Source organism: Collinsella ihumii (assembly GCF_900046475.1).
Classification (GTDB): Bacteria; Actinomycetota; Coriobacteriia; order Coriobacteriales; family Coriobacteriaceae; genus Collinsella; species Collinsella ihumii.
In genome coordinates this window covers 95180-116792 of sequence record NZ_FCOU01000001.1, presented here as the reverse complement: position 1 = coordinate 116792, position 21613 = coordinate 95180, and the positions used below count along the sequence as shown (strand labels likewise).

Annotated in this window: 16 protein-coding genes; 6 read left to right on the top strand and 10 right to left on the bottom strand. The window is 65.4% G+C overall.

Annotated elements, in window-relative coordinates; all coding sequences use genetic code 11:
• Positions 1 to 137 precede the first annotated feature (137 nt).
• On the bottom strand, positions 138 to 1217 hold the full coding sequence (locus tag BN3789_RS00460) for a threonine aldolase family protein (protein ID WP_066828631.1): 1080 nt from the start codon (positions 1215 to 1217) through the stop codon (positions 138 to 140).
• A 131-nt stretch (positions 1218 to 1348) separates the two neighbouring features.
• On the opposite strand from BN3789_RS00460, the gene hisS reads away from it, so the two are divergent.
• From hisS to BN3789_RS00445, 3 genes are all read left to right on the top strand, one after another.
• Positions 1349 to 2665, top strand: a complete 1317-nt coding sequence (gene hisS, locus BN3789_RS00455) for a histidine--tRNA ligase (RefSeq protein ID WP_066828629.1) — start codon at positions 1349 to 1351, stop codon at positions 2663 to 2665.
• Between the two features lie 709 nt (positions 2666 to 3374).
• Complete coding sequence (locus tag BN3789_RS00450; protein ID WP_066828626.1) at positions 3375 to 6164, top strand: phosphoenolpyruvate carboxylase; 2790 nt, start codon at positions 3375 to 3377, stop codon at positions 6162 to 6164.
• Between the two features lie 147 nt (positions 6165 to 6311).
• Positions 6312 to 7733, top strand: a complete 1422-nt coding sequence (locus tag BN3789_RS00445; RefSeq protein ID WP_229254067.1) for an ATP-binding protein — start codon at positions 6312 to 6314, stop codon at positions 7731 to 7733.
• A 104-nt stretch (positions 7734 to 7837) separates the two neighbouring features.
• Here the strand turns inward: BN3789_RS00445 and BN3789_RS00440 are convergent, their stop codons facing one another.
• The 3 genes from BN3789_RS00440 to BN3789_RS00430 all read right to left on the bottom strand — a co-directional run bounded on the left by BN3789_RS00440 (position 7838) and on the right by BN3789_RS00430 (position 10892).
• Positions 7838 to 8614, bottom strand: a complete 777-nt coding sequence (locus BN3789_RS00440) for an amino acid ABC transporter ATP-binding protein (protein WP_066828624.1) — start codon at positions 8612 to 8614, stop codon at positions 7838 to 7840.
• A gap of 6 nt (positions 8615 to 8620) precedes the next feature.
• Positions 8621 to 9934 carry an amino acid ABC transporter permease gene (locus tag BN3789_RS00435; RefSeq protein WP_066828622.1) on the bottom strand — a complete coding sequence of 438 codons (1314 nt, stop codon included), beginning with the start codon at positions 9932 to 9934 and terminating at the stop codon, positions 8621 to 8623.
• A gap of 106 nt (positions 9935 to 10040) precedes the next feature.
• Positions 10041 to 10892, bottom strand: coding sequence for an ABC transporter substrate-binding protein (locus BN3789_RS00430; protein ID WP_066828620.1), 852 nt, complete (start codon positions 10890 to 10892; stop codon positions 10041 to 10043).
• Between the two features lie 518 nt (positions 10893 to 11410).
• On the opposite strand from BN3789_RS00430, the gene aspS reads away from it, so the two are divergent.
• On the top strand, positions 11411 to 13165 hold the full coding sequence (gene aspS, locus BN3789_RS00425; RefSeq protein ID WP_066828706.1) for an aspartate--tRNA ligase: 1755 nt from the start codon (positions 11411 to 11413) through the stop codon (positions 13163 to 13165).
• A 225-nt stretch (positions 13166 to 13390) separates the two neighbouring features.
• On the opposite strand, the gene BN3789_RS13115 is transcribed toward aspS, so the two are convergent.
• The 5 genes from BN3789_RS13115 to BN3789_RS00405 form a co-directional block, all read right to left on the bottom strand.
• On the bottom strand, positions 13391 to 13525 hold the full coding sequence (locus tag BN3789_RS13115) for a family 1 glycosylhydrolase (protein WP_229254065.1): 135 nt from the start codon (positions 13523 to 13525) through the stop codon (positions 13391 to 13393).
• A 26-nt stretch (positions 13526 to 13551) separates the two neighbouring features.
• Positions 13552 to 14202 carry a hypothetical protein gene (locus BN3789_RS13110; RefSeq protein ID WP_066828618.1) on the bottom strand — a complete coding sequence of 217 codons (651 nt, stop codon included), beginning with the start codon at positions 14200 to 14202 and terminating at the stop codon, positions 13552 to 13554.
• A gap of 103 nt (positions 14203 to 14305) precedes the next feature.
• Entirely contained in the window at positions 14306 to 14689 is a 384-nt protein-coding gene (locus tag BN3789_RS00415) for a VOC family protein (protein WP_066828616.1), read from the bottom strand.
• Positions 14690 to 14762: 73 nt separating this feature from the next.
• Positions 14763 to 15965, bottom strand: coding sequence for a chloride channel protein (locus BN3789_RS00410; RefSeq protein WP_066828614.1), 1203 nt, complete (start codon positions 15963 to 15965; stop codon positions 14763 to 14765).
• Positions 15966 to 16034: 69 nt separating this feature from the next.
• Positions 16035 to 17078, bottom strand: a complete 1044-nt coding sequence (locus BN3789_RS00405) for a helix-turn-helix transcriptional regulator (RefSeq protein ID WP_066828612.1) — start codon at positions 17076 to 17078, stop codon at positions 16035 to 16037.
• 82 nt (positions 17079 to 17160) lie between these two features.
• Between BN3789_RS00405 and BN3789_RS00400 the strand changes: the two genes are divergently transcribed.
• A complete protein-coding gene (locus BN3789_RS00400) occupies positions 17161 to 19011 on the top strand; it encodes an ABC transporter ATP-binding protein (protein ID WP_187119091.1) in 1851 nt (616 codons plus the stop codon).
• Complete coding sequence (locus BN3789_RS00395; RefSeq protein ID WP_066828610.1) at positions 19008 to 20741, top strand: ABC transporter ATP-binding protein; 1734 nt, start codon at positions 19008 to 19010, stop codon at positions 20739 to 20741. The genes BN3789_RS00400 and BN3789_RS00395 overlap by 4 nt, the downstream gene beginning before the upstream one ends.
• Before the next feature lie 70 nt (positions 20742 to 20811).
• Here the strand turns inward: BN3789_RS00395 and BN3789_RS00390 are convergent, their stop codons facing one another.
• Entirely contained in the window at positions 20812 to 21534 is a 723-nt protein-coding gene (locus BN3789_RS00390) for a UTRA domain-containing protein (protein ID WP_066828608.1), read from the bottom strand.
• Positions 21535 to 21613: the final 79 nt, after the last annotated feature.

The following is a 21613-nucleotide window of genomic DNA, read 5'->3' as shown; positions in this document are numbered from 1 at the left end:
CTTTTAACGTGCAAATCGGGGGACGTACCTTGCGCGTGCATTTTTGCAAATCGGGGACACCCCTTCGGTCCGGAGCGGCCCGGAGGCATGGGTTGAAACGAGCCCGTCCCCAACCGACCCATCGGCAGGGGCCAGCGCTACACGAGCGTCTGGGCGTATGCGACCGCTTCGTCGACGTGCCCCTCGGTCGTGGCCCAGCTCGTGACGAAGCGCACGACGACGCGGCCGGCGCCCGTGGGGTCTTCGGCGATCATGGTCTCGCAGCCCAGGGTGTCGACGAGGGCTTCGGCCTGCGCGGGCGTCGCCCAGAAGAACTGCTGGTTGCCGTTCGTGCTGATATAGGGCTCGAAGCCGGCGCGGGCAAGCCCCTCGGCCAGACGTACCGCGCAGGCGTTCGCTCGGCGCGCGTATGCCCAGTAGGGGACGTCGCCCGCCTCGTTCACCTTCGCGGGATCGAAGGCCGCCTCGTACATGACGCCCATGAGACGGCCCTTGGCGGTCATCGCGCCGGCGCGTTTCGTGAGGTAGGGGATCCTGTCGATGGCGCGCATGCCGCGGGCGGAGCGCGGGCTCACCACGAGCGCCTCGCCGAAGAGCATGCCGTTTTTGGTGCCGCCCAGCGTGAACGCGTCGGCGCGCGCGGCGATGTGCTCGATGTCGAGGTCGCCGCCCGCGGCGGTCATCGCGCTCGCCATGCGGGCGCCGTCGACGTAGACGGCCAGCTCGTGCGAGGCGGCCCAGTCGCACAGCGCGTCGAACTCGGCGCGCGTGTAGACGTGCCCGTACTCGGTCGTGTTCGAGAAGTAGATCATGGCGGGGCGTGTGGTGTGGCAGCCGGTCGCCGTCATGTGCTGGTAGGTGAGTTCCGCCGCCCCAGGCGTGAGGATGCCGAAGGGATCGTCCGTTGCCAGCAGGCGCCGACCGCACGCCTCGATGGCGCCCGTCTCGTGGATGGTGGGGTGCGCGTCGGCGGCGCAGATGGGGCCCTCGAAATCCTCGGTGAGCGCGCTGATGGCGAGCATGTTGGCAACGGTGCCGCCCGGCACGAAGCGCACGTAGGCATCCGGCTGCTTGATCGCCGCGCGGATCAGGTCGGCGGCGTGCGCGCAGTGGGCGTCGTCGCCGTATCCGGGCGTCTGCTCGTCGTTCGTGCGGATGAGCGCTTCGAGGATCTCGGGCGCCGCCCCTTCGGAGTAATCGTTGGTGAATCGGTGCATCTGCTGCGTCCTTTGCGTCGTATGTCTGGTAAGAATCTGGTGACTGGGTTCGTTGTCGTATTGTCTCATCATATAATGAGTGACCGAATTGAATCGCCGCCACACGGGCAGACACGACATAAGGGGAACATATGCAGGCACAGAGGGCTGAGGGCACCAAGGATCTGATCGGGCGCGATATGCGCGCCTGGCGTCATATGCAGGAGGTGGCGGCCGAGGTGTTCGAGCCCTACGGGTTCGACATGATCGAGACGCCCGCTATCGAGCAGCTCGACGTGTTCGTCCACGGTATCGGCCAGTCGACCGACGTGGTGCGCAAGGAGATGTTCCGCGTGTTCTCGGGAGCCAACTTCGCGCGCGTGCTCGAAGAGGGGACCGACGCCAAGCTCAAGGCCAAGCAGCGCCTGGCCCTGCGTCCCGAGGGCACGGCCGGCGTCGTGCGCGCCGTGGTGGAGAACAACCTGGTTCCGCAGGGCGCCACGCCCTTCAAGGCCTACTACGCCGAGGCGATGTTTCGCGGCGAGCGCCCGCAGAAGGGGCGCCTGCGCCAGTTCCATCAGGTCGGCATCGAGTGGCTGGGCGCTCCCGACCCCGCTGCCGACGCCGAGTGCATCATCATGCTCATGGAGTTCTACAAGCGGTTGGGTTTTGACCTGAGCAAGCTTCGCCTGCTGATCAACTCGATGGGCGATCCCGCGTGCCGTCCGGCCTACCGCGACGCGGTGCGCGATTTCATCCTTGACCACGCCGACGAGATGTGCGACGAGTGCCGCGAGCGCGCCGAGCTCAACCCGCTGCGCGCCTTCGACTGCAAAAACGACCACTGCCGTGAGGTCATGAAGGCGGCGCCGCTCATGCGCGACAACCTGTGCGACGACTGCCGCAGCCATTACGAGCAGGTCAAGCGGTATCTCGATTCCGCGGGTATCGAGTATGTCGAGGACCCCACGCTCGTGCGCGGTCTGGACTACTATACCCGCACCGTGTTCGAGGTCGAGGCGCCCGGTGCTGGGGTCGGCTCCATCGGCGGCGGCGGCCGCTATGACGGCCTGGTCGAGCTGGAGGGCGGCAAGCCCACGCCGGGCGTCGGTTTTGCCGTGGGATTCGAGCGCGCCATGCTCGCGCTCGAGGCGTTCGGTGCCGATATGGCGACCGGGATCGAGCCGTGCGTCTATGTGGCGAACGCTGGTGCCGAACTGCGCGGTGAGGTCTTTGCGTTGACGCACGAGCTGCGTGCTGCTGGCATTCGCACCGAGGCGGACTACCAGGGGCGTTCGCTCAAGAGCCAGTTCAAGCAGGCCGACAAGCTCGATGCTCGCCTGATCCTGGTCATCGGCGGCGACGAGCTCGCCGCCGGCAAGGTGAAGGTCCGCAACATGGTGACCCACGACGAGGAGCTGGTGGACCGCGGCGCCGTCGTCGAGGCTGTTGCGCGCCTGCTCTCGTAGGACCGCGCGAGGGATTCGGTTTCTCATGCCCGCCTGCCTGCCGCGTCGCGGCAGGCAGGCGGGCATGCTGCGTTTTGCGGGCCCTGTCATTGGGGGCGGGCGGCCAATGCCGCCCGGAAGATGGTCAATGAGTGAATTCCCATTGCAATTTCTCATAGAAGGATTGAGTTGTGGTCAATCACCTCACTCCCATTGCAAATCGAAGTGGCGGAAAGGCGCCAACAGCGGCTCATGACTCTGTATGAGGTTGGGTATAGGAGCTTTTTCGGACTTGCGAGGCCCCAAAGGGCGCTCCGAATCTCAGCGCATATCATAATATGATAAACCAAATCTGGTTCGGTATTACTGTTTGCAATGGGAACGCACTCATTGACCATGCTGCTGATTCTGCACGAGTATTTGCAATGGGAGTGCGTTCATTGACCACCTCCGAGGCGCAGGGGAGATGCCGGTCAATCCATTCCGTGTCCGGCCTGTGGGCCCACGTTGCGTTGGCGCAGCCTCTGCCCTCACGCTCGCTACGCGCCGCGGTGTGCGCGGGGCAGCTGATTGGTTGATTTAGTTTGCTAAAGCGTGAACTCTGTGAAGCCTGTTGTGCACGCGGGGGACTCACGTATACTTTGCGATTGTTCTTAACGTGTTCTTTCTTCAGGCGGCAGCAACTACTCGGTGGGTGGTTTCCCGCTTGCATCGGAAGGAGGGTGTGCGAATGGCGGAAGAGATTGGACAGCCGGAAGAGCGCGCGCAGCTGCTATCGGAGCTGAAGGAGACGGTCGGTGCGCTGACGTGCGGACCGCTGTCGGAGATCGAGATTCCCGACAGCCTGCGTGACAACCTGGCGCTGTTCCAGCGGCTCGAGCGCCGCGTGCTCAAGGAGTACGATCCCCAGATTTGCGAGCTGTTCGACGTGCTGCTGCGTCACGCGATCCATGCGAACGAGGGCAACCCCGGCGCCGCGGCCGCGTCGGAGGAGACCGACGAGCAGGGCGTGCCGCTGGCGACCACTGACAGCAACAGCGCGTTTCGCGCTGCCGTCGAGCTCGTCGACGAGCTGCCGCTGCAGACGCTCGAGACCCTGGTGCGCGCCTTCACCTCGTTTTTCCACCTCGCGAACCTGTGCGAGGAGAACTACCGCGTCGAGACGCTGCACGATCGCGAGCGCCTGGTGTCCATCGAGGCGGACGTCGATCCGTCCAACGAGCTCACGATTGCGTTCAAGCAGCTGATCGACGAGGTCGGCGTGGACGAGGCGACGGATCTGCTGAACAAGCTCGAGTTCCACCCGGTGTTCACGGCGCATCCCACGGAGGCGCGCCGCCGCGCCGTTGAGGGCAAGATCAGGCGTATCGGCAAGCTTCTTTCCGAGCGCCCCCATCTGGGCGGCCTGGACCTTGCGGAAAACGAGCGCCACATGCTGCAGGAGATCGATGCGCTCGTGCGCACCTCGCCGGTCGCCATCAAGAAGCCGACGCCGGTCGAGGAGGCGGACACCGTCATCGACATCTTCGACCACACGTTGTTCGACATCGTTCCGCGCATCTACCGGCGCTTCGACGACTGGGTGCTCGGCGAAGGCGCCGGCATCGTGCCGCCCGTCTGCCCCGCGTTTTTCCATCCGGGCAGCTGGATCGGGTCGGACCGCGACGGCAACCCCAATGTCACCGCGAAGGTGAGCCGCGAGGTCGCGGCGAAGTTCTACAAGCACATGGTGGCGACGCTCGCCGACAAGTGCCGCCGCGTGGGCCGCAACCTCACCCTCGAGGCGGGATACGCGGCTCCGTCCGACGAGCTGCTCAACCTGTGGAACCATCAGGTCGAGATGAGCGAGATCATCACGAGCCGGGCGCGCGACATCTCCGCATCCGAGCCGCATCGCGCCGTCATGCTGGTCATGGCCGACCGCCTGGACGGAACGGTGGCGCGCGACGCCGACGTGATGTACGCCTCGGCGGAGGACTTCCTGGCCGATCTGCGCGTGGTCCAGCGCTCGCTTGCCGCGGCAGGTGCCGAGCGCGCCGCCTACGGTCCGGTCCAGACGCTCATCTGGCAGACGGAGTCGTTCGGGTTCCACATGGTGGAGATGGAGTTCCGCCAGCATTCGCTCGTGCACACGCGGGCGCTCGAGGACATCCGCGAGCACGGCATCCACGGAGACCTGCAACCCATGACGCGCGAGGTGCTCGACACGTTTCGCGCGATCGGCTCCATCCAGAAGCGCTACGCGGTCAAGATGGCGCACCGCTACATCATCTCGTTCACCAAGTCGGCGCAGCACGTGGCCGACGTCTACGAGCTGGCGAACCTGGCGTTCGCGCACGCTTCGGACGTGCCGCAGCTCGACGTCATCCCGCTGTTCGAGCAGCTGGAGGATCTGGAGCACTGCGTCGACGTGCTGAACGACATGCTCGAGCTGCCGGCGGTCCAGGCCCGTCTCGCGCAGACGGGACGCAAGATGGAGGTCATGCTCGGCTACTCGGACTCCGCGAAGGATGCCGGCCCCACGACCGCCACGCTCGCGCTGCATTACGCCCAGAAGCGCATCGCCGCCTGGGCCGACGAGCACGATATCGACTTGGTGCTCATGCACGGCCGCGGCGGAGCGGTCGGCCGCGGCGGCGGTCCGGCCAACCGCGCGGTGCTGGCGCAGCCCGCCGGCTCGGTGAGATGCTTCTTCAAGGTAACCGAGCAGGGCGAGGTCATCTTCGCGCGTTACGGCAACCCGGTGCTGGCGCAGCGCCACGTCGAGGGGGTCGCGGCGGCGACGCTGCTCAACTCCGCCCCGTCGGTGGAGCGCGCGAACACTGAGATGACCGAGAAGTACCTCGCCATGGCAGACGAGCTCGACCGCGTCTCGCACGAACGGTATCTCGACCTGCTGCATATGCCCGACTTCACGCCGTGGTTCTCGACGGTGACCCCGCTGACCGAAGTCGGCCTGCTGCCCATCGGCTCGCGCCCCGCCAAGCGCGGCCTGGGCGCCAAGTCGCTGGACGACCTGCGCACGATCCCGTGGGTGTTCAGCTGGAGCCAGGCGCGCATCAACCTGGCGGCGTGGTACGGCCTGGGCAGCGCCTGCGAGGCGTTCGGCGACCTCGAGACGCTCAGGCGGGCGTATCGGGAGTGGCCGCTGTTCTCGACGTTCATCGACAACGTGGAGATGTCCATCGCCAAGACGGACGGCCGTCTCGCCAAGATGTACCTGGCGCTGGGCGATCGCGCCGATCTGGCCCATGCGGTGTATGACGAGATGCAGCTCACGCGTCGCTGGGTGCTGGCGATCGTGGGCGACGAGTGGCCGCTCGAGCATCGCCGTGTGCTGGGGCGCGCGGTCCGCGTGCGCGACCCGTACGTCGACGTGCTGTCCCTCGCGCAGGTGCGCGCCCTGCGCATCGTGCGCGACGAGGGCCGCGACCTTTCCGAGGAGGCCAAGGCGAAGTACCTGAGCCTTATCCTTGCGACCGTGACCGGCGTCTCCGCGGGCCTCCAGAACACGGGGTGATACCGCATACCTTTCGGAGGCACGTTTCATTTCTAAACGGCTTAACGGATGCCGCTATCTCGCTGTATATGAGATAGCGGCATTCTTATTGAACTTCTTGCCATCGGAGAGAAGATATCGTCGCAACTTCTCTTTGATGGCGAGAAGTTGTACACTGACTTTGAGAATTCTGACAAGGAACAGGAGGAAATGGTGTCTCCGGCTCCCCAAGAATATGCAGCGCTTGTCCGTGAAGCGCTTGAGTTTTCCTTTCCGCCGGTAGTTGCGCGCACGAAGATAACCGATGAGCTTCCTAAGCCGAATCTCTTCAATCTCGTGCACATCATTACGGGCATGCGCCGCAGCGGGAAAACGTTCTACGTGTTTCAGATGATTCACGAGTTGCTGAAGGCGGGCGTCGCGCGCGACCGAGTTTTCTATTTCAATTTTGCAGACGAGCGGCTGGCCCCCGCTCCCTCGACGTTGCTGAACGATGTGGTCGAAGAATACTGGCGCCAAGTTCCCACGGCACGGTCCGAAGGTTCATATCTGTTTCTTGATGAGGTGCAGGAGGCCGATGGCTGGCAGGGGTTCTGCCAGCGCATTGCTGAGCACGAACGCGTTACGCTCGTGATCACGGGGTCGACCTCCAAGATGTCTGCAGACGAGATCGCATCGACGTTTCGCGGGCGCTCTCTGGAGTGCCGCATGTTCCCCTTGTCGTTTCGTGAGTTTTGCGGATTCCAGGACGTTGATATTCCCACTTCAGAGGAGCTGCGGGAACATGGAGCCGTGTCTCCTCAGCTCAGAACTCAGCTTGAGGCCCTCTTCGACCGATTTCTTCTCGAGGGCGGCTTCCCGGGAGTTCAAAGACTTTCCCCGGGTGCACGTATTTCGATGTTGCAGTCGTATATGCGCGATGTGGTTGCTCGGGATGTTGTCGACAGGTACCCACGTGTGGGCATTTCGCTCGCAACACAGGTCGCCCTGTTCTGCTTGCGCAATACCGGGTGCGACCTGTCGGTCAACCGTCTGGTCGACGGCTTGCGTGCAGCGGGATACAGGACGTCATGGGAAACGATCAACGAGACGGTTCGCCTTTTCGAGCGGGCGCACCTCATCAAGCTGCTGCCTGAGTTTTCGGTATCGCTCGCGCCCGATAGCACGGCAGCGCCGAAGGTGTACGCAGCGGATGCCGGCTTGGCCTATGCGGTCTCGCGTGCCAATCAGCAGGATGTCGGCAAACGGCTGGAAACGGCGGTGTTCATCGAGCTTTTGAGAAGGACTTCGGGACGCCGCATAGAGACGATCACCTCGTTTACCGTTCCCTCTTCGCGGCGGGAGAAGATAGATTTTCTGGTAGGGGACTCTTTGGCATCCGAGCCATATGCCCTCTACCAGGTTACGGTTGATATGAGCGCCGAGAAGACAAGGGCTCGCGAAATCGGGTCGTTGTCTGCTGCGATGAAGGCGACCCGTGTCGATGGGGGAACCGTGATCACGCTGCGGGAGGAGGGAAGCGCCGAGATGCCGGAAGGCCATATCGACATCGTTCCCGCGTGGAAATGGATGCTCTTGGGGAGCGCTTGAGCTGCAGGCGAGCTCGCACATGGTGCATCTGCCCAGCCTACGGAGCATTCCGGAAAAGATCGCCCGCCCCGTGCAAACCTTTGCGCACGGGGCGGGCGATTCGATTACTTAAGGCTGACCTCGCCCAGGAAGGCGCGGGTGCGTTCGCTCTTGGGATGGTTGAAGACCTCGTCGGGCGAGCCCTGCTCCACGATCACGCCGCCGTCCATGAAGATGACGCGGTCGGCGACATCGCGGGCGAAACCCATCTCGTGGGTGACGACGACCATGGTCATACCGCCCTGGGCGAGCTCGCGCATGACGTCGAGGACGCCGCGCACGAGCTCGGGGTCAAGCGCGCTCGTGGCCTCGTCGAACAGCATCACGTGCGGCTCCATGGCAAGCGCGCGGGCGATGGCCACGCGCTGCTGCTGGCCACCGGAAAGCTCGCTGGGGAAGTGGTCGGCGCGGTCGGCAAGCCCGACGCGGGTGAGCTGCTCCATAGCGATGCGCTCGGCGTCGGAGGCAGAGCGCTTGAGCACCTTCTGCTGCGCGAGCATGACGTTGTGCAGGGCGTCGAGGTGCGGGAACAGGTTGAACTGCTGGAACACCATGCCCATGTGCTCGCGGACCTTGTTGACGTCGACCTTGGGGTCGGTGATGTCCTTGCCCTCGAAGATGATCGAGCCGCCCGTGGGCTCCTCGAGAAGGTTCAGGCAGCGCAGCATCGTGGACTTGCCGGAGCCCGACGGGCCCAGGATGACGACGACCTCGCCGCGGTGGATGTCGAGCGAGATGTCGCGCAGGACCTCGAGGTCGCCGAAGCTCTTGCGCAGGTTCTGGATGCGGATGATCGCCTCGTCCGCTGCGGGCGTGGCGGGCGTGGATGCGGTATCGGCCATGATCGGTTAAGCCTCCTTCGTCGTTGCGGACGCCGCGGGGACGCCTTTGCGCTTGCGCTTGCGCCCGGCGCGGGTGCGCTCCTCAAGATGGCGCGTGACCTTGGACAGCGGCAGGGTGATGACCAGGTAGAACAGGGCCGCCACGATATAGGGCGTGATGGAGCCGGTCGACGCCACGATGGTGCGCGCGTACATGACGAGCTCCATGATGCCGACGGCGGCGAGCAGCGAGGTGTCCTTGTACAGTGTGATGAACTCGCTCGTGAGGTTGGGGATCACCAGGCGGAACATCTGCGGAAGGATGACGTAGAGCGTGGTCTGCAGGCGGTTCATGCCCAGCGAGCGCGCCGCCTCGGTCTGCCCCTTGCTGATGGAGAGGATGCCGGCGCGGAAGATCTCGCACATGTACGCGCCCGAATTGAGCATCATGACGACGACGCCGAGCGGGAAGTTGGGGATGTTGATGCCCGCCAGCGGCAGGCCGAAGAACGCGATGTAGATCTGCAGGAACAGCGGTGTGCCGCGCACGATGTTAACGTAGGTGGTGGCGATGCCGCGCCACAGGCGGAACTTGGACAGGCGCATGAGCGCGAGCACGAGGCCCAGCGGAATCGCGAGCGGGAAGGCGACGGCGACGATGGCGATGGACATGAAGAAGCCCGTCAGCACGACCGGGAAGCTCGTCACGAAGATCGTCGGGTCCGCGAACAGGCGCAGGAAGCGGTTGGAGTTCCACGCCTTCACCCAGTCCTGCTCCTCGAGCCACTGGGACAGCGCCTCGGTGGCGGAGATGCCCTGCACGGAGATGACGGGGATGCCCTCGATGGAGGCGTTATCGACCGCGCCGTCGGCGGTTGAGTAGCTCGCCTCGACCTGCATATCGCCGCCCTCGGTGGGGAAGTAGACGTCGTAGACGATGATGTTCAGGTGGCCCGCCTGGGACAGCGGCGTGTTGAAGTCGAGGACGAGGTCCTGCCCGTCGACGGTCTCGGTGTAGTCGACCTCGTTGCGCGTCATGAGGTCGTCGCCGGTGAGCAGCGTCAGCGCCAGGTCGTCGGTGTTGAACGACGTGCCGTCGGGAATGTGCAGGACGAGCTGGGAGATGTTCTCCCCCTCGTCGACGGTGGCCTCGAAGGTGATGCGCGACTGGGTGTTGCCCATGATGGCGGTGGGGTCGTCTTCGGAGTTAGGTCGCCCGGTGCACTTGACGATCTCCATGGCGCGCGCGGGCGTGGAGGCAAACAGAAGGCACGCGCACAGCGCCACGATGATGGCGCTCAGGGCCGGTGCAAGATGACGACGTGTGGAACTACTACTCACGGGAGCCTCGTTTCTAGCTTCTACATATGGGAAATGCGGCCCCCTTCCGCACCGGAGAGGGGCCGCGAGCAAACGGTTGCGTAAGCTGTTGCCGTGTGATGGGGGATTAACCCATGTTGTTGGCGATGATCTCGTCGAGCGTGCCGTCCTCGGTCAGCGCGGCGATGGCCTCGTTCATGGCGTCGACCAGGTCGGGGTTGTCCTGGGAGACGGCGATGGCGTACTCCTCGCCGGTGGCGGAGGTCAGCACGGTGTGCTCGTCGGAGTACGCGCCGGCGAGCATCTGGTCGACGACGGCCTTGTTGCCGCAGACCGCGTCGGCCTGGCCGGCCTGGACGGCGGCGAAGGCATCGGTGAAGTTGGGGAACGGCAGCTGCTCGGCGTTGGGGAAGTTCTCGGCGGCGAAGTCGGCGCCGGTCGAACCGCTCTGGACCGCGATGGTGACGGCCTCGTTGTTGAGCGCCTCGGCGGCGTTGTCCTCGGTGATCTCGGTGTTGTCGCTCATGACCGCGACGGCCTGGTTGTCGATGTAGTACGGGTCGGTGAACAGGACCTGCTCCTCGCGCTCGGGCGTGATGGAGATGCCGGAGAGGCCCGCGTCGGCCTGGCCGCCGGCGACGATCGCCGGGATGATGCCGTCGAAGTCGATGTTGGTGTAGACGCACTCGAGGCCCAGGTAGTCGGCGATGGCGCGGCCGAGGTCCATATCGAGGCCGACGTACTCGCCGTCCTCGAGGTTCTCGAACGGCGGATAGTCGGGCGAGGTGGCAAACGTCAGCTTGCCGGACTCGAACAGGGTGAGCTCGCCGTCGGAGGAGGTGTCGGCGGACCCGGCGTCAGCGGCGGGCGTGCTGCCGGTGGCGGTGGATGCGGTGTCGTTGCTGCAGCCGGCGACACCAAAAGCGGCCATGGCGGAAGCGGCCGCCAGGGGGACAAACTGCCTACGGGTGATGTTCATGAGAGTTCTCCTTCCAAAACCCCGTTGAATTCATGAGTGGACCCTATGCTAATTCTTATAACTATGCATGGGCAAGAAAAAATATGCATGCAACAGTATGGAAACACCTATCAATATTCATTTTTACTGGGTCATTTTGCGACAATGTGCACGAGTTATGCATAAGGGTGCCGAATAATGCACAGTCCGTGCAAATCAATGTCTTGACATGCATGGGTCATGTGGGGACGGGTTCGTTGCTGGGTTATGTGGGGACGGGTTCGTTTCAACCCATCTTGCCCAGGGGCGGCGGGAGCCGCCACGGGCAGGCTGCCGCGTCCCGTTTGCTTCCACTTTGTAAAGTATGCGCGGAGAGGGGAGTTTTTCGCTATGCTAGTGCAACTGCCCAGCCTGCGCCGTCTACGCAGGTTCGGCAATCTGTAGGCAAGCCGCCCGTACCGGCACGGGGCGGCACAGATCTCATAAGGAGGACCCCTGTGGCTACCGACCACATCGCAAACCCCGTCGACATCCATTCCATGCACACCCGCACCTGCGGCGAGTTGCGCGCCGAGAACATCGGCGAGGAGGTCAAGCTCACCGGCTGGGTGAGCCGTCGCCGCGATCACGGCGGCCTCATCTTCTGCGACCTGCGCGACCGCGAGGGCATCACGCAGTGCACGTTCGATCCCGAGCACGCTGCGGGCGAGGCGTTCCACACCGCCGAGACCATGCGTCCCGAGTGGCCCATCCTCGTGCACGGCACCGTCATCGCGCGCGACGAGGACACGGTGAACCCCAAGCTCCCCACCGGCGAGATCGAGGTCCTGGCCGACCGCGTCGAGGTGCTCAACCGCTCCAAGACCCCGCCGTTCCAGATCGAGGACGGCATCGAGACCTCCGAGGACACCCGTCTGCGCTACCGCTATCTGGACCTGCGCCGTCCCGAGATGATGGCCAACCTCAAGCTGCGCAGCGACTTCACCTTCGCCATCCGCAGCGCGCTGCACGACCGCGCGTTCATGGAGGTCGAGACCCCGAGTCTGTTCAAGTCCACGCCCGAGGGCGCGCGCGACTTCATCGTCCCGTCCCGCCTGCAGCCGGGCAGCTTCTACGCCCTGCCGCAGTCCCCGCAGCTGCTCAAGCAGCTGCTCATGGTCGGCGGCGTCGAGCGCTACTACCAGGTCGCCAAGTGCTTCCGCGACGAGGACCTGCGCGCCGACCGCCAGCCCGAGTTCACCCAGGTCGATATCGAGATGAGCTTCGTCGACCAGGACGACGTCATGGGCGCGCTCGAGGACGTGCTGCACGACGCATTCGCGCACATGGGCGTCGACATGCCCACGCCGCTGCGCCGTCTTTCCTATTGGGACGCCATGGACACCTACGGCTCCGACAAGCCCGACACCCGCTTCGGCATGACGCTCGTCGACCTCACCGACGTGTTCAAGAGCTCCAAGTTCAAGGTGTTCGCAGGCGCCGCCAACACGGAGGGCCAGGTCGTCAAGGCCATCAACGCCAAGGGCGCCGGCGCCTGGCCGCGCGCGCAGATCGACAAGCTCGCCAAGGTGGCCGAGACCTTTGGCGCCAAGGGCCTGGCATGGATCGCGTTCCGCGAGGACGGCTCCATCAACAGCCCCATCGTGAAGTTCTTCTCCGACGAGGAGATGGCTGAGCTGCGCCGTCGCTGCGACGTCGAGCCCGGCGACCTGGTGATGTTCGCCGCCGGCCCGCGCCTCGCCTCCAACGAGATCCTGGGCGGCATGCGCTCCCACATGGCCGATGCGCTGGGCATCGAGCGCACGGGTCACGACTTCCTGTGGGTCGTCGACTTCCCGCTGTTCCACTGGGACGACGAGGCCAAGCGCTACGAGGCCGAGCACCAGCCGTTCACGCTGCCGCATGTCGACGAGCTCGACCTGCTCGAGACCGATCCGCTTGCCATGGGGTCGTGCACCTACGACTTCGTCATGGACGGCTTCGAGGCCGGTGGCGGCGGCATGCGTATCCACGACTCCGAGCTGCAGCTCAAGATGCTCGAGTTCATGGGCTTTTCCGAGGAGCGCGCCCGCGAGCAGTTCGGCTTCCTCATGGAGGCCCTCACCTTCGGTGCGCCTCCCATGGGCGGCTTCGCGCTCGGTCTCGACCGCGTGTGCATGCTGCTCGCCGGCAGCGACTCCATCCGCGACGTCATGGCGTTCCCCAAGACGAGCTCCGGCTCCGACCTCATGTCGGCCGCGCCGAGCGAGGTCTCCATGGCCCAGCTGAAGGAGGTCGGGCTGCGCCTCATGTAGGCCCCCGGCACGTCTGGAACTATTGAGACGCGGTCAGAACGCGCCGCGCCTCCATGCTGAAGCAGCCCTTGCGCTCGGTGCGCAAGGGCTGCTTTTTGCTGGGTTTACGGCATGGGCCCTGCGACACGGCATGTTTGGTCGAGCGCCCATCCCGCATGGTGAAAGCCCTCCGGATCCCAACGGGGATCCGGAGGGCTTTGCAGGCGAATGGTCTGTGATGCGCTCCTACAGCGTGAGCCCGGCGCCATTTCTCGCGATCACGTCGTGGTACCAGGCAAACGAATCCTTGCGGTACCGACGGCACTCGCGCGGGTCGTCATCGGTGCGATCGACATAGATGAAGCCGTAGCGCTTCTTCACGCCGTTGCTTGTGTTTGCTTGGCAGCTTAGACGAGGCCGCGGATGCAGGCGATATCGGCTTCGGGGAGCTCGAGTGCCGGCGTGAACGAGAGCGATGCGATGTCGAGCTCGATGACGGGCGAATCGGCGAACGTGGTGATGGTGAACAGCTCGTTGGTCGCAAGCGTGTCGGGATCCTGGCCGAGCTTCAGGGTCTCGGTCTGGCTCACGCGGATGATGAACTCTTCGGGACTGTCGGGACGCGATGCGGCGAGCCTCCATGCAGCGTAATCCATGCCGCTGAGGGTGTCGGTGAGCTGTGAGATATCCGAGGCGTCGTCGTAGGTGGCGAGCACCTCTCCCGTTTGCGCGTCCTCGACCGTCACGGTCTGCGCCTTGGAGAGCACGCCGTCTTTCCCGAGCAGGTCGGTAAGCACGCTCGGCAGATCGGAGAGGTCCTCGAGGGTGCCGGTCACGTCGTTGATGGCGCCCGCTATGTCGCTCTGCACCTGATCGAGGGCATCGGCCACGTCACCGAGCGCATCGGAAGTCTGGTCGAGGGCGTCTTGGATGGACGGGTCGCTCAGCTTGTCGATGCGCGATCCGGTGTTGTCGGCGACCAGGCAGCCGGAAAGGGGCGCCACGAGCGCCAGCGAAAGCGCGGAGACGACAAGACGGGTGATGTGGGTGCGCAGCATGCAGGCCTCCTTCGAGATCGATTTCAATTGTAGGGGAGCGCTGCGCGCGTACGGCACCGTATGGCAGAGTTAAGCGATTCCTAAGCAGGGGCGCGGCAGTCGATTACACGGTGATCTCGATCTGGTTGCCCTCAAGCGCCACGATGCAGCTCTCGTAGTATCCGTCGCCCGTGGTGCGCGGGCCGCTTGCGACCCGGTACCCGTCGGCGGCGAGCTGCGCGGTCAGGCGGTCGACGGCCTCGGGGCTTCCGACGCTGAAGGCAGGATGCGCAAAGCCGGTCCTTGCAAGCGGCTTCTCCAGGTCGTCCATGTCGGGGCGCGTCATGATCTCGAGGCGCGCGCCGTCATCGAACGAGAGGAAATAGGAGCGAAATCCTGTCGTGGCGTTGTGGTACAGCTCGTTGGACCGGGCGTCGAAATAGCGCGTGAAGAACTGCTTGGCGGCATCCAGGTCGTTGACATACAGCGCGACGTGTTCGATGCGCATAGGAGCTCCTTATGGCTAACATGTTCGAACAAGTATACCATGGGTTCGTTGGGGACGGGTTCGTTCCAACCCATCAGATGCGCGTCTGGCCCGTGTAGATCGAGCGGTTGCCGTTCACGAGGTAGCCCACCGCGCATACGACGAAGAACGCGGGCAGGTTCTCAAAGCCAAAGACCTCGCCGCCGATGAGGATGGGCGCGAGCATCGTGTTGGTGGCGCCTCCGAAGACGGCCGCGTAGCCAAGCGCCGCCGTCAGCTCGAGGGGAAGCCCGAGCGCGCCTGCAAGCACGACGCCCAGGCTCGCGCCGATGGAGAACAGCGGGGTCACCTCGCCGCCCTGGTAGCCGGCGGCAAGCGTGGTAACCGTGAGGGCGAATTTGAGCGCCCAGTCCCAGACGAAGATGCCGCCAGCGCCCTCGCCAGAAAAGCTCGCGGAGATGAGGTTGGTGCCCAGGCCGGCATAGCGGCCCTGCCACAGCGCGAGCAGCGCGACCGACAGCGCGACGCCGATGACGGCGATGCGCACGAGCGGGTTGCCGATGCGCGCGGCCTGCCGTTTGGCTGCGGCGAGGCACCAGGCGAAGGCACCGCCGACCAGCCCGAAGACGATGCCCGCCAGGCAGAGCTGCACGAGCGAGGCGGGCGTGATGGCGAGGGCCTCGGCAAGCGGGACCTCGAATTTCTCGAGCCCCAGGGCGCCCGAGGTCATGCTGGCGGCAAACGACGCGGTGAGCGCGCAGGACAGCGCACGGTACTCGAGCCTGCCCGCCACCAGGACCTCGAGGGCGAAGATGCAGGCGGCAAGCGGCGTGCGGAACAGGCCCGCGAAGCCGGCGGCCATGCCGCAGACCAAAAAGGTGTTGCCCACATCGCGCAGAGGGAGCTTTCTTCCGACCCCGTGCGCGAGGGTGGCGCCGATCTGAACCGCCACGCCCTCTCGGCCGGCGCTACCGCCGAACAGGTGCGTGATCCACGTGCCCCCCATGATGAGGGGGACGAGGCGCAGGGGAATTTCGGGTTCCGTGCCGTGGCCGACGTCGAACACGAGGCCCATGCCCCGTCCGGTGTTCTTGCCGGAGCGGCGATACGCCCATGCGATCGCCACGCCTGCAAGGGCAAGAAACGGGACGAGCTGCCAGGGATGCGCATCGCGGAAACTGGTGATGACGAGCAGCACGCGGCCGAACAGTGCATCGATGGCGCCGACCGCGATGCCGATGGGTATACCGATGAGGGCGAGTATCGCGATGGTCCTATAGGTTTCTCCTATACGCATGAGATGCCCTCCCGGCGGCGGCACTGTTTGGAACGGTGTTGTTTTTGCCCATGATGGCACAGCGCACCGTCATGGGCAAAAACGATCCCGTCCGAGAGCGCCACCGCACCGCGCGCGAAAGGCGGTAGGGGAGCAACCGAAGGCGTGCTCGAAAGCGACGGTGAAGCTCGACGTGCGCGGATAGCCCACGGCGCACGCGATGGCGGCGATGTCGAGACGGGGGTTGTCCAGCAGCTCCGCGGCGCGCTCCATGCGCGTTCGGCGGATGTAGGCGCCCAGGCTCTCGCCCGTCTCCTGCTTGAATGCGGCACACAGGCGCGTGCGGCTGGTTAGCAGGTCGCGGGCGACCTGATCGAGCGAGAGCGGTTTATCCAGATTGATTCCGACGTGGCATTGCGCGCTGCGAACCAGCTGCCGTTGCTCCCGCGTGCCCGCTGCGGCCTCGGCGCGCGTCCGCTCGAGGTACCACCCGAGCGCGGTCAGCGCCGCACGCCCCGTATGCGCATGCAGCATCGCCAGATCGGCGAGTCTTCCGCCGAACAGCGGCGTCAGGGCGCGCATCGTGCGGTCGAGCGCTGCCGCGGTATCCCCGATGCACGTGTCGCCCGGTTCCTCCATGAGGGCGCGCGCCGCATGGCGCGCGCGACCGTCCAGCCGGTCGAACCATCGGGGCAAAAGCATGATCGACGTCGCGTCCTGCCGCGTTCCGGCGCGCAGGATCGACCGGTCGCTTTTCATAGCCCCGTCGCCAAAGATGGCGACGTTGCCGTGCGGACGGCTGCGCCGCGGGGGCGCGACCGGGCACAGGGCGAGGCTGTCGCGCGAAAGGGTGCAGACGCACAGGCCCGGCACGGATTGCTCGAAAAACGGCATGTCGCGCTTCACGAGCACGCGGTGCGAGGTGACGACGCAGCAGCCGTCGATGCGGTACACGAAGACGGCGGCATCGGCATCGTCGGTGGACGCACGGCCCGCGAGGGCCTCGCCGCACGGTTCGAGCGCGATGCCGAACTGCTCGACCTGCGGCTCGTAGAGCATCGAGAGGCGGTCGTGCGCGCGGGCGCGTGCCCGCGGTGCCGCGCAGGATGCCGCATCGTTTCGAATTCGTCCCAATCTGGCCTCCATGAGTTAGCCAACGTTCACTCGAATGATAAGTTAGACTAGCTCAACAAAACAAGAGAGAAGGGGGTATCCCATGGGACAAAACGGTGAGTCCGCCGCCCAGGGCAAGGGGCGCGGCGCCATATCCCAGCTGCTCGATTTTGCAGAAGAACGCCGCGTGCTCACCTATGTGGGCTGCTTGCTCTCGGCGGCATCGATGCTTATCAGCTTCGGTCCCTATATATGCATCTGGCTCGTCGCCCGCGACCTCATCGCGGTGGCACCCGATTGGAGCGCGGCGACGGGCATCGGCGTCTACGGATGGTGGGCGCTGGTCTTTGCCGTGGGTTCGATCCTGCTGTATTTCGCGGGGCTCATGTGCACACACGCGGCCGCCTTCCGCTGCGCTTCCAACATGCGCAAGCGCGCCACCGAGCATCTCATGCACACGAGTCTCGGCTATTTCGACACCCATGCGAGCGGCGCGCTGCGCCGCGTGGTGGACGGCTGCGCCGCCGAGACCGAGGGCCTGCTTGCGCACAAGCTGCCCGACACGGCCGGCAGCATCGCCATGATCGTCGGCATGCTCGTGCTGTTCTTCGTGTTCGACTGGCGGCTCGGCCTCGCGTGCCTGGCGGCGGTCGCCATCTCGCTCGCCTGCCTGTTCTACATGATGGGCGGCCGGGGCATGGATTTCATGACGCGCTACATGGAGTCGCTCGTCAAGATGAACAAGACGGGCACGGAATATGTGCGCGGCATCCCCGTGGTGAAGGTGTTCCAGCAGACCGTCTACTCGTTCCGCGCGTTCCACGATGCGATCGAGGAGTTCACGCGTCTGGCGCAGGACTACGCGGTCACATGGTGCCAGGTTCCGCAGTCGCTGTCGCTTACGATCATCAACGGCGTCGTGGTGTTCTTGGTGCCGGTCGCGCTACTGCTCGCCCCGGGCGAGACGGATTTCGCCTCCTTCGTGGCGAACGTGGCGTTCTATACGATCTTCGCCGCGGTGATTCCGACGGCCATGACCCGCGTGATGTTCATGTCCGAGGCGTTCCAATCGGCTGCCGACGCCGTCTCGCGCGTGAACGAGGTGCTGGCGGCGCCCGTGATCCGGGCTCCGAGACGGGTGCAGGCCCCTGCGGGCAACGACGTGCGCTTCGAGGACGTGACCTTTACGTACGAGGGTGCCGAGGAGCCGGCGCTCGACCATGTGAGCTTCGAGGTTCCGGCGGGCGCGACGGTGGCCCTCGTGGGCCCGTCGGGCGGCGGCAAGACGACGGCGGCGAGCCTCGTCCCGCGCTTTTGGGACGTCGATTCCGGACGCGTGTCGCTCGGGGGCGTCGACGTGCGCGATCTCGACCCGCACGACCTCATGGACCGCGTGGCCTTCGTGTTCCAGGCGAACCGGCTGTTCAGGCAGACCGTGCTCGAGAACGTGCGCGCCTCGCGCCCCGAAGCGTCGCGCGAGGAGATCCTGGCGGCTCTTTCCGCGGCCCAGTGCGACGACATCCTGGAGAAGCTGCCACAAGGAGTCGACACGCTGGTGGGGACGGGCGGCACGTATCTGTCCGGCGGCGAGGTTCAGCGCCTCATGATCGCCCGTGCGATCCTGAAGGACGCGCCCGTGGTCGTGCTCGACGAGGCGACGGCGTTCGCCGACCCGGAAAACGAGGTCAAGATTCAAAAGGCCTTCAAGCGCCTCGCGCGCAGCCGCGACGGCGCCCCGCGCACGGTGATCATGATTGCCCATCGACTCTCGACGGTGCGCGGCGCGGACAACATCGTGGTGCTCGACCGAGGACGCGTGGCCGAGCAGGGTTCGCATGGGCAGCTGCTTGCCGCAGGCGGCATCTACGCGCGCATGTGGGCCGATTACGAGCAGGCCGTGAGCTGGCGCATCTCGAGCGACGCGGCGTCAACGGAGAGGGGCGATGCCCGATGAGCATCAAGGAGAAGTACGCGCTCACCGACGAGGGCGTGCGCAACGTCAAGCTCGGTGCCGCGTGGACCGCGGCGGCCAACATCGCCGTGTTCGCCGGCGTCGGCATCATCTATATGCTGATGGATGCGTTCATGGCGCACCTCACAGACGGCGCCGCCCTGCCCGACCCGCTTCCGTATCTGGCGGGCCTGGCCGTGTTCATCATCGCACTGTTCGTGGCGGAGTACTACGCCTACTACTATCAGTACGGCGTGATCTACAAGGAGAGCGGCCGCCAGCGCATCAACCTCGCCGAGCGCCTGCGCAAGCTGCCGCTGTCGTTTTTCGGCCGCCGCGACCTCGCGGATCTCACCGAGACGCTCATGACCGACGTCAAGACGACCGAGCACGCCTACAGCCATGTGCTGCCGGAGCTCTACGGCGCCTACATCACGCTTGGCGTGGCGGCGGTGGGGCTCTTCGCGTTCGACTGGCGCCTCGCCCTCGCCTCCCTGTGGAGCTGCCCGGTCGGCCTGGCGGTGCTGTTCGGCGCGCGCTCGGCCCTGCAGCCGATGATGCACGCCACCCGCATGCGGGGGCTTGCGATCTCCGAGGATATCCAGGAAGCGCTCGAGTGCGTGCGCGAGGTGCGCGCCACCAACCAGGAGGAGCGCTATCTCGAGCACATTCGCCGCGACGTCGACGAGGCCGAGCGCCAGGCGTTCAAAAGCGAGATCGCGTGCGGCGTGTGCGTGAACGGCGGCCAGATCATCCTGCGCCTGGGCTTTGCGACCACGGTGCTCGCCGGCGCGGCCTTCATCATGGACGGCACCTGCACGTTCATGACGCTGTTCGCCTTCCTCGTCGTGGTGAGCCGCATCTACGCGCCGTTCGACCAGTGCCTCATGCTGATCGCCGAGCTGTTCTCCGCGCGCACGGCGTCCGCCCGCATGCGCTCGTTTTACGAGGAGCCGCTCGCCACGGGAGACGGCGCGTTCGAGCCGGTCGGCCATGATGTGGTGTTCGACGACGTGAGCTTCTCGTACGGCGGCGCGGAGCAGGTGCTCTCGCATGTGAGCTTCACGGCGCGCGAGGGGGAGGTCACCGCGCTCGTGGGCCCCTCCGGATCCGGCAAGTCCACGTGCGCCCGCCTGGCGGCCCGCTTCTGGGACGCGTCGGATGGCCGGGTGAGCGTGGGCGGCGTGGACGTCTCGGCCGTGGACCACGAGTCGCTGCTGCGCGACTTCTCCGTGGTGTTCCAAGACGTCTTGCTGTTCGACGACACGGTGATGGGCAATATCCGCCTGGGCCGGCGCGATGCCACCGACGAGGAGGTGCTCGCGGCGGCGCGGGCTGCCAACTGCGACGACTTCGTCTCCCGCATGCCGCAGGGCTACGACACGATGATCGGCGAGAACGGCTCCAAGCTTTCCGGCGGCGAGCGCCAGCGCATCTCGATCGCCCGCGCCCTGCTCAAGGACGCACCGGTCGTGCTGCTCGACGAGGCGACGGCGAGTCTTGACGTCGAGAACGAGACGGCGGTGCAGACGGCGCTGTCGCGGCTGCTGGCGGACCGGACCGTCATCGTGATCGCCCACCGCATGCGCACGGTGCTCTCGGCGAACAAGATCGTGGTGCTCGACGAGGGGCGCGTCGTGGAGCAGGGGAGCCCCGACGAGTTGCTTGCGGCCGACGGCCTGTTCGCGCGCATGGTCCGCCTGCAGCGCGAAAGCGCCGACTGGATGCTGTAGCGCACAATTGGATTTTTTGGGCGGTGCCGCTTGCCCCCTCGGCTGCCGGGGGCAAGCGGCCCCCGTCTCATCACACCTTCTGGCGCACGGCTGTATCGCGGAAGCGGAAATGGTCCAGACGGTGGCGCGACTGCGTGCACTCGATGAGGATGCCCTGCGCGTCGAAGGTGCGGTTGTCCACGACGGCCAGGTAGTCGACGCCGTCGAGGTCGAGCAGCGCGCGGTCACGCTCGTTGGCGCGCTCGCCGGTGATGGTGCGCTTGCTCATGGCGATCGTGATGCCCAGCGTGTGCTCCATGTACTCATATATAGACGAACGCGCGATGTCCTCGGTGATGTCGGGGACGACTTCGGTGAGAAACAGGCTGCAGTCGCGGATGAGGGCCTCGTCGTGTATGACGCGCACGCGCTCGACGTAGGTCAGGTCGACCCCCTCCTCGAAGCCGTAGGCGGTGGCGATCTGCTCGGTGGCGGTGAGATGGTGGATATCCACCACGCGGGTCTCGGCTCGAAAATGCGAGCGCCGGCCCGCCTCGCGGAACGACTCGATCTGCCCGACGGAGAAGGTCTCGCGCTCCGTTTTCTGGAAGACCACGCGCACGCCCTTGCCGTGCACCGGCTGCACGTAGCCCTGTTCGCGCAAGAGCCCGAGCGCGCGCCGAAGCGTGTTGTGCGAGCAGGTGTAGTACCGGGTCAGCTCCGCCTCCGAGGGGAGGAAGGACTGGAACGGGTAGGTCCCGTCCTCGATGGTGTCGCGCAGGTCGCGAAAGATAGCGTCGTATCGGGCTTTCACAGATCCACCGCCAAGAGAATCGCATCGTCGGTTGTCGGATACCCACAGCTTATTCAGATAAGTGAGCGCGCGCAAGCGG

Bases quoted from the DNA above. Each gene is read 5' to 3' on its own strand.
- BN3789_RS00460 (WP_066828631.1), bottom strand. From the start codon at position 1,217: ATGCACCGATTCACCAACGATTACTCCGAAGGGGCGGCGCCCGAGATC.
- hisS (WP_066828629.1), top strand. From the start codon at position 1,349: ATGCAGGCACAGAGGGCTGAGGGCACCAAGGATCTGATCGGGCGCGAT.
- BN3789_RS00450 (WP_066828626.1), top strand. From the start codon at position 3,375: ATGGCGGAAGAGATTGGACAGCCGGAAGAGCGCGCGCAGCTGCTATCG.
- BN3789_RS00440 (WP_066828624.1), bottom strand. From the start codon at position 8,614: ATGGCCGATACCGCATCCACGCCCGCCACGCCCGCAGCGGACGAGGCG.
- BN3789_RS00430 (WP_066828620.1), bottom strand. From the start codon at position 10,892: ATGAACATCACCCGTAGGCAGTTTGTCCCCCTGGCGGCCGCTTCCGCC.
- aspS (WP_066828706.1), top strand. From the start codon at position 11,411: ATGCACACCCGCACCTGCGGCGAGTTGCGCGCCGAGAACATCGGCGAG.
- BN3789_RS13110 (WP_066828618.1), bottom strand. From the start codon at position 14,202: ATGCTGCGCACCCACATCACCCGTCTTGTCGTCTCCGCGCTTTCGCTG.
- BN3789_RS00415 (WP_066828616.1), bottom strand. From the start codon at position 14,689: ATGCGCATCGAACACGTCGCGCTGTATGTCAACGACCTGGATGCCGCC.
- BN3789_RS00410 (WP_066828614.1), bottom strand. From the start codon at position 15,965: ATGCGTATAGGAGAAACCTATAGGACCATCGCGATACTCGCCCTCATC.
- BN3789_RS00400 (WP_187119091.1), top strand. From the start codon at position 17,161: ATGGGACAAAACGGTGAGTCCGCCGCCCAGGGCAAGGGGCGCGGCGCC.
- BN3789_RS00395 (WP_066828610.1), top strand. From the start codon at position 19,008: ATGAGCATCAAGGAGAAGTACGCGCTCACCGACGAGGGCGTGCGCAAC.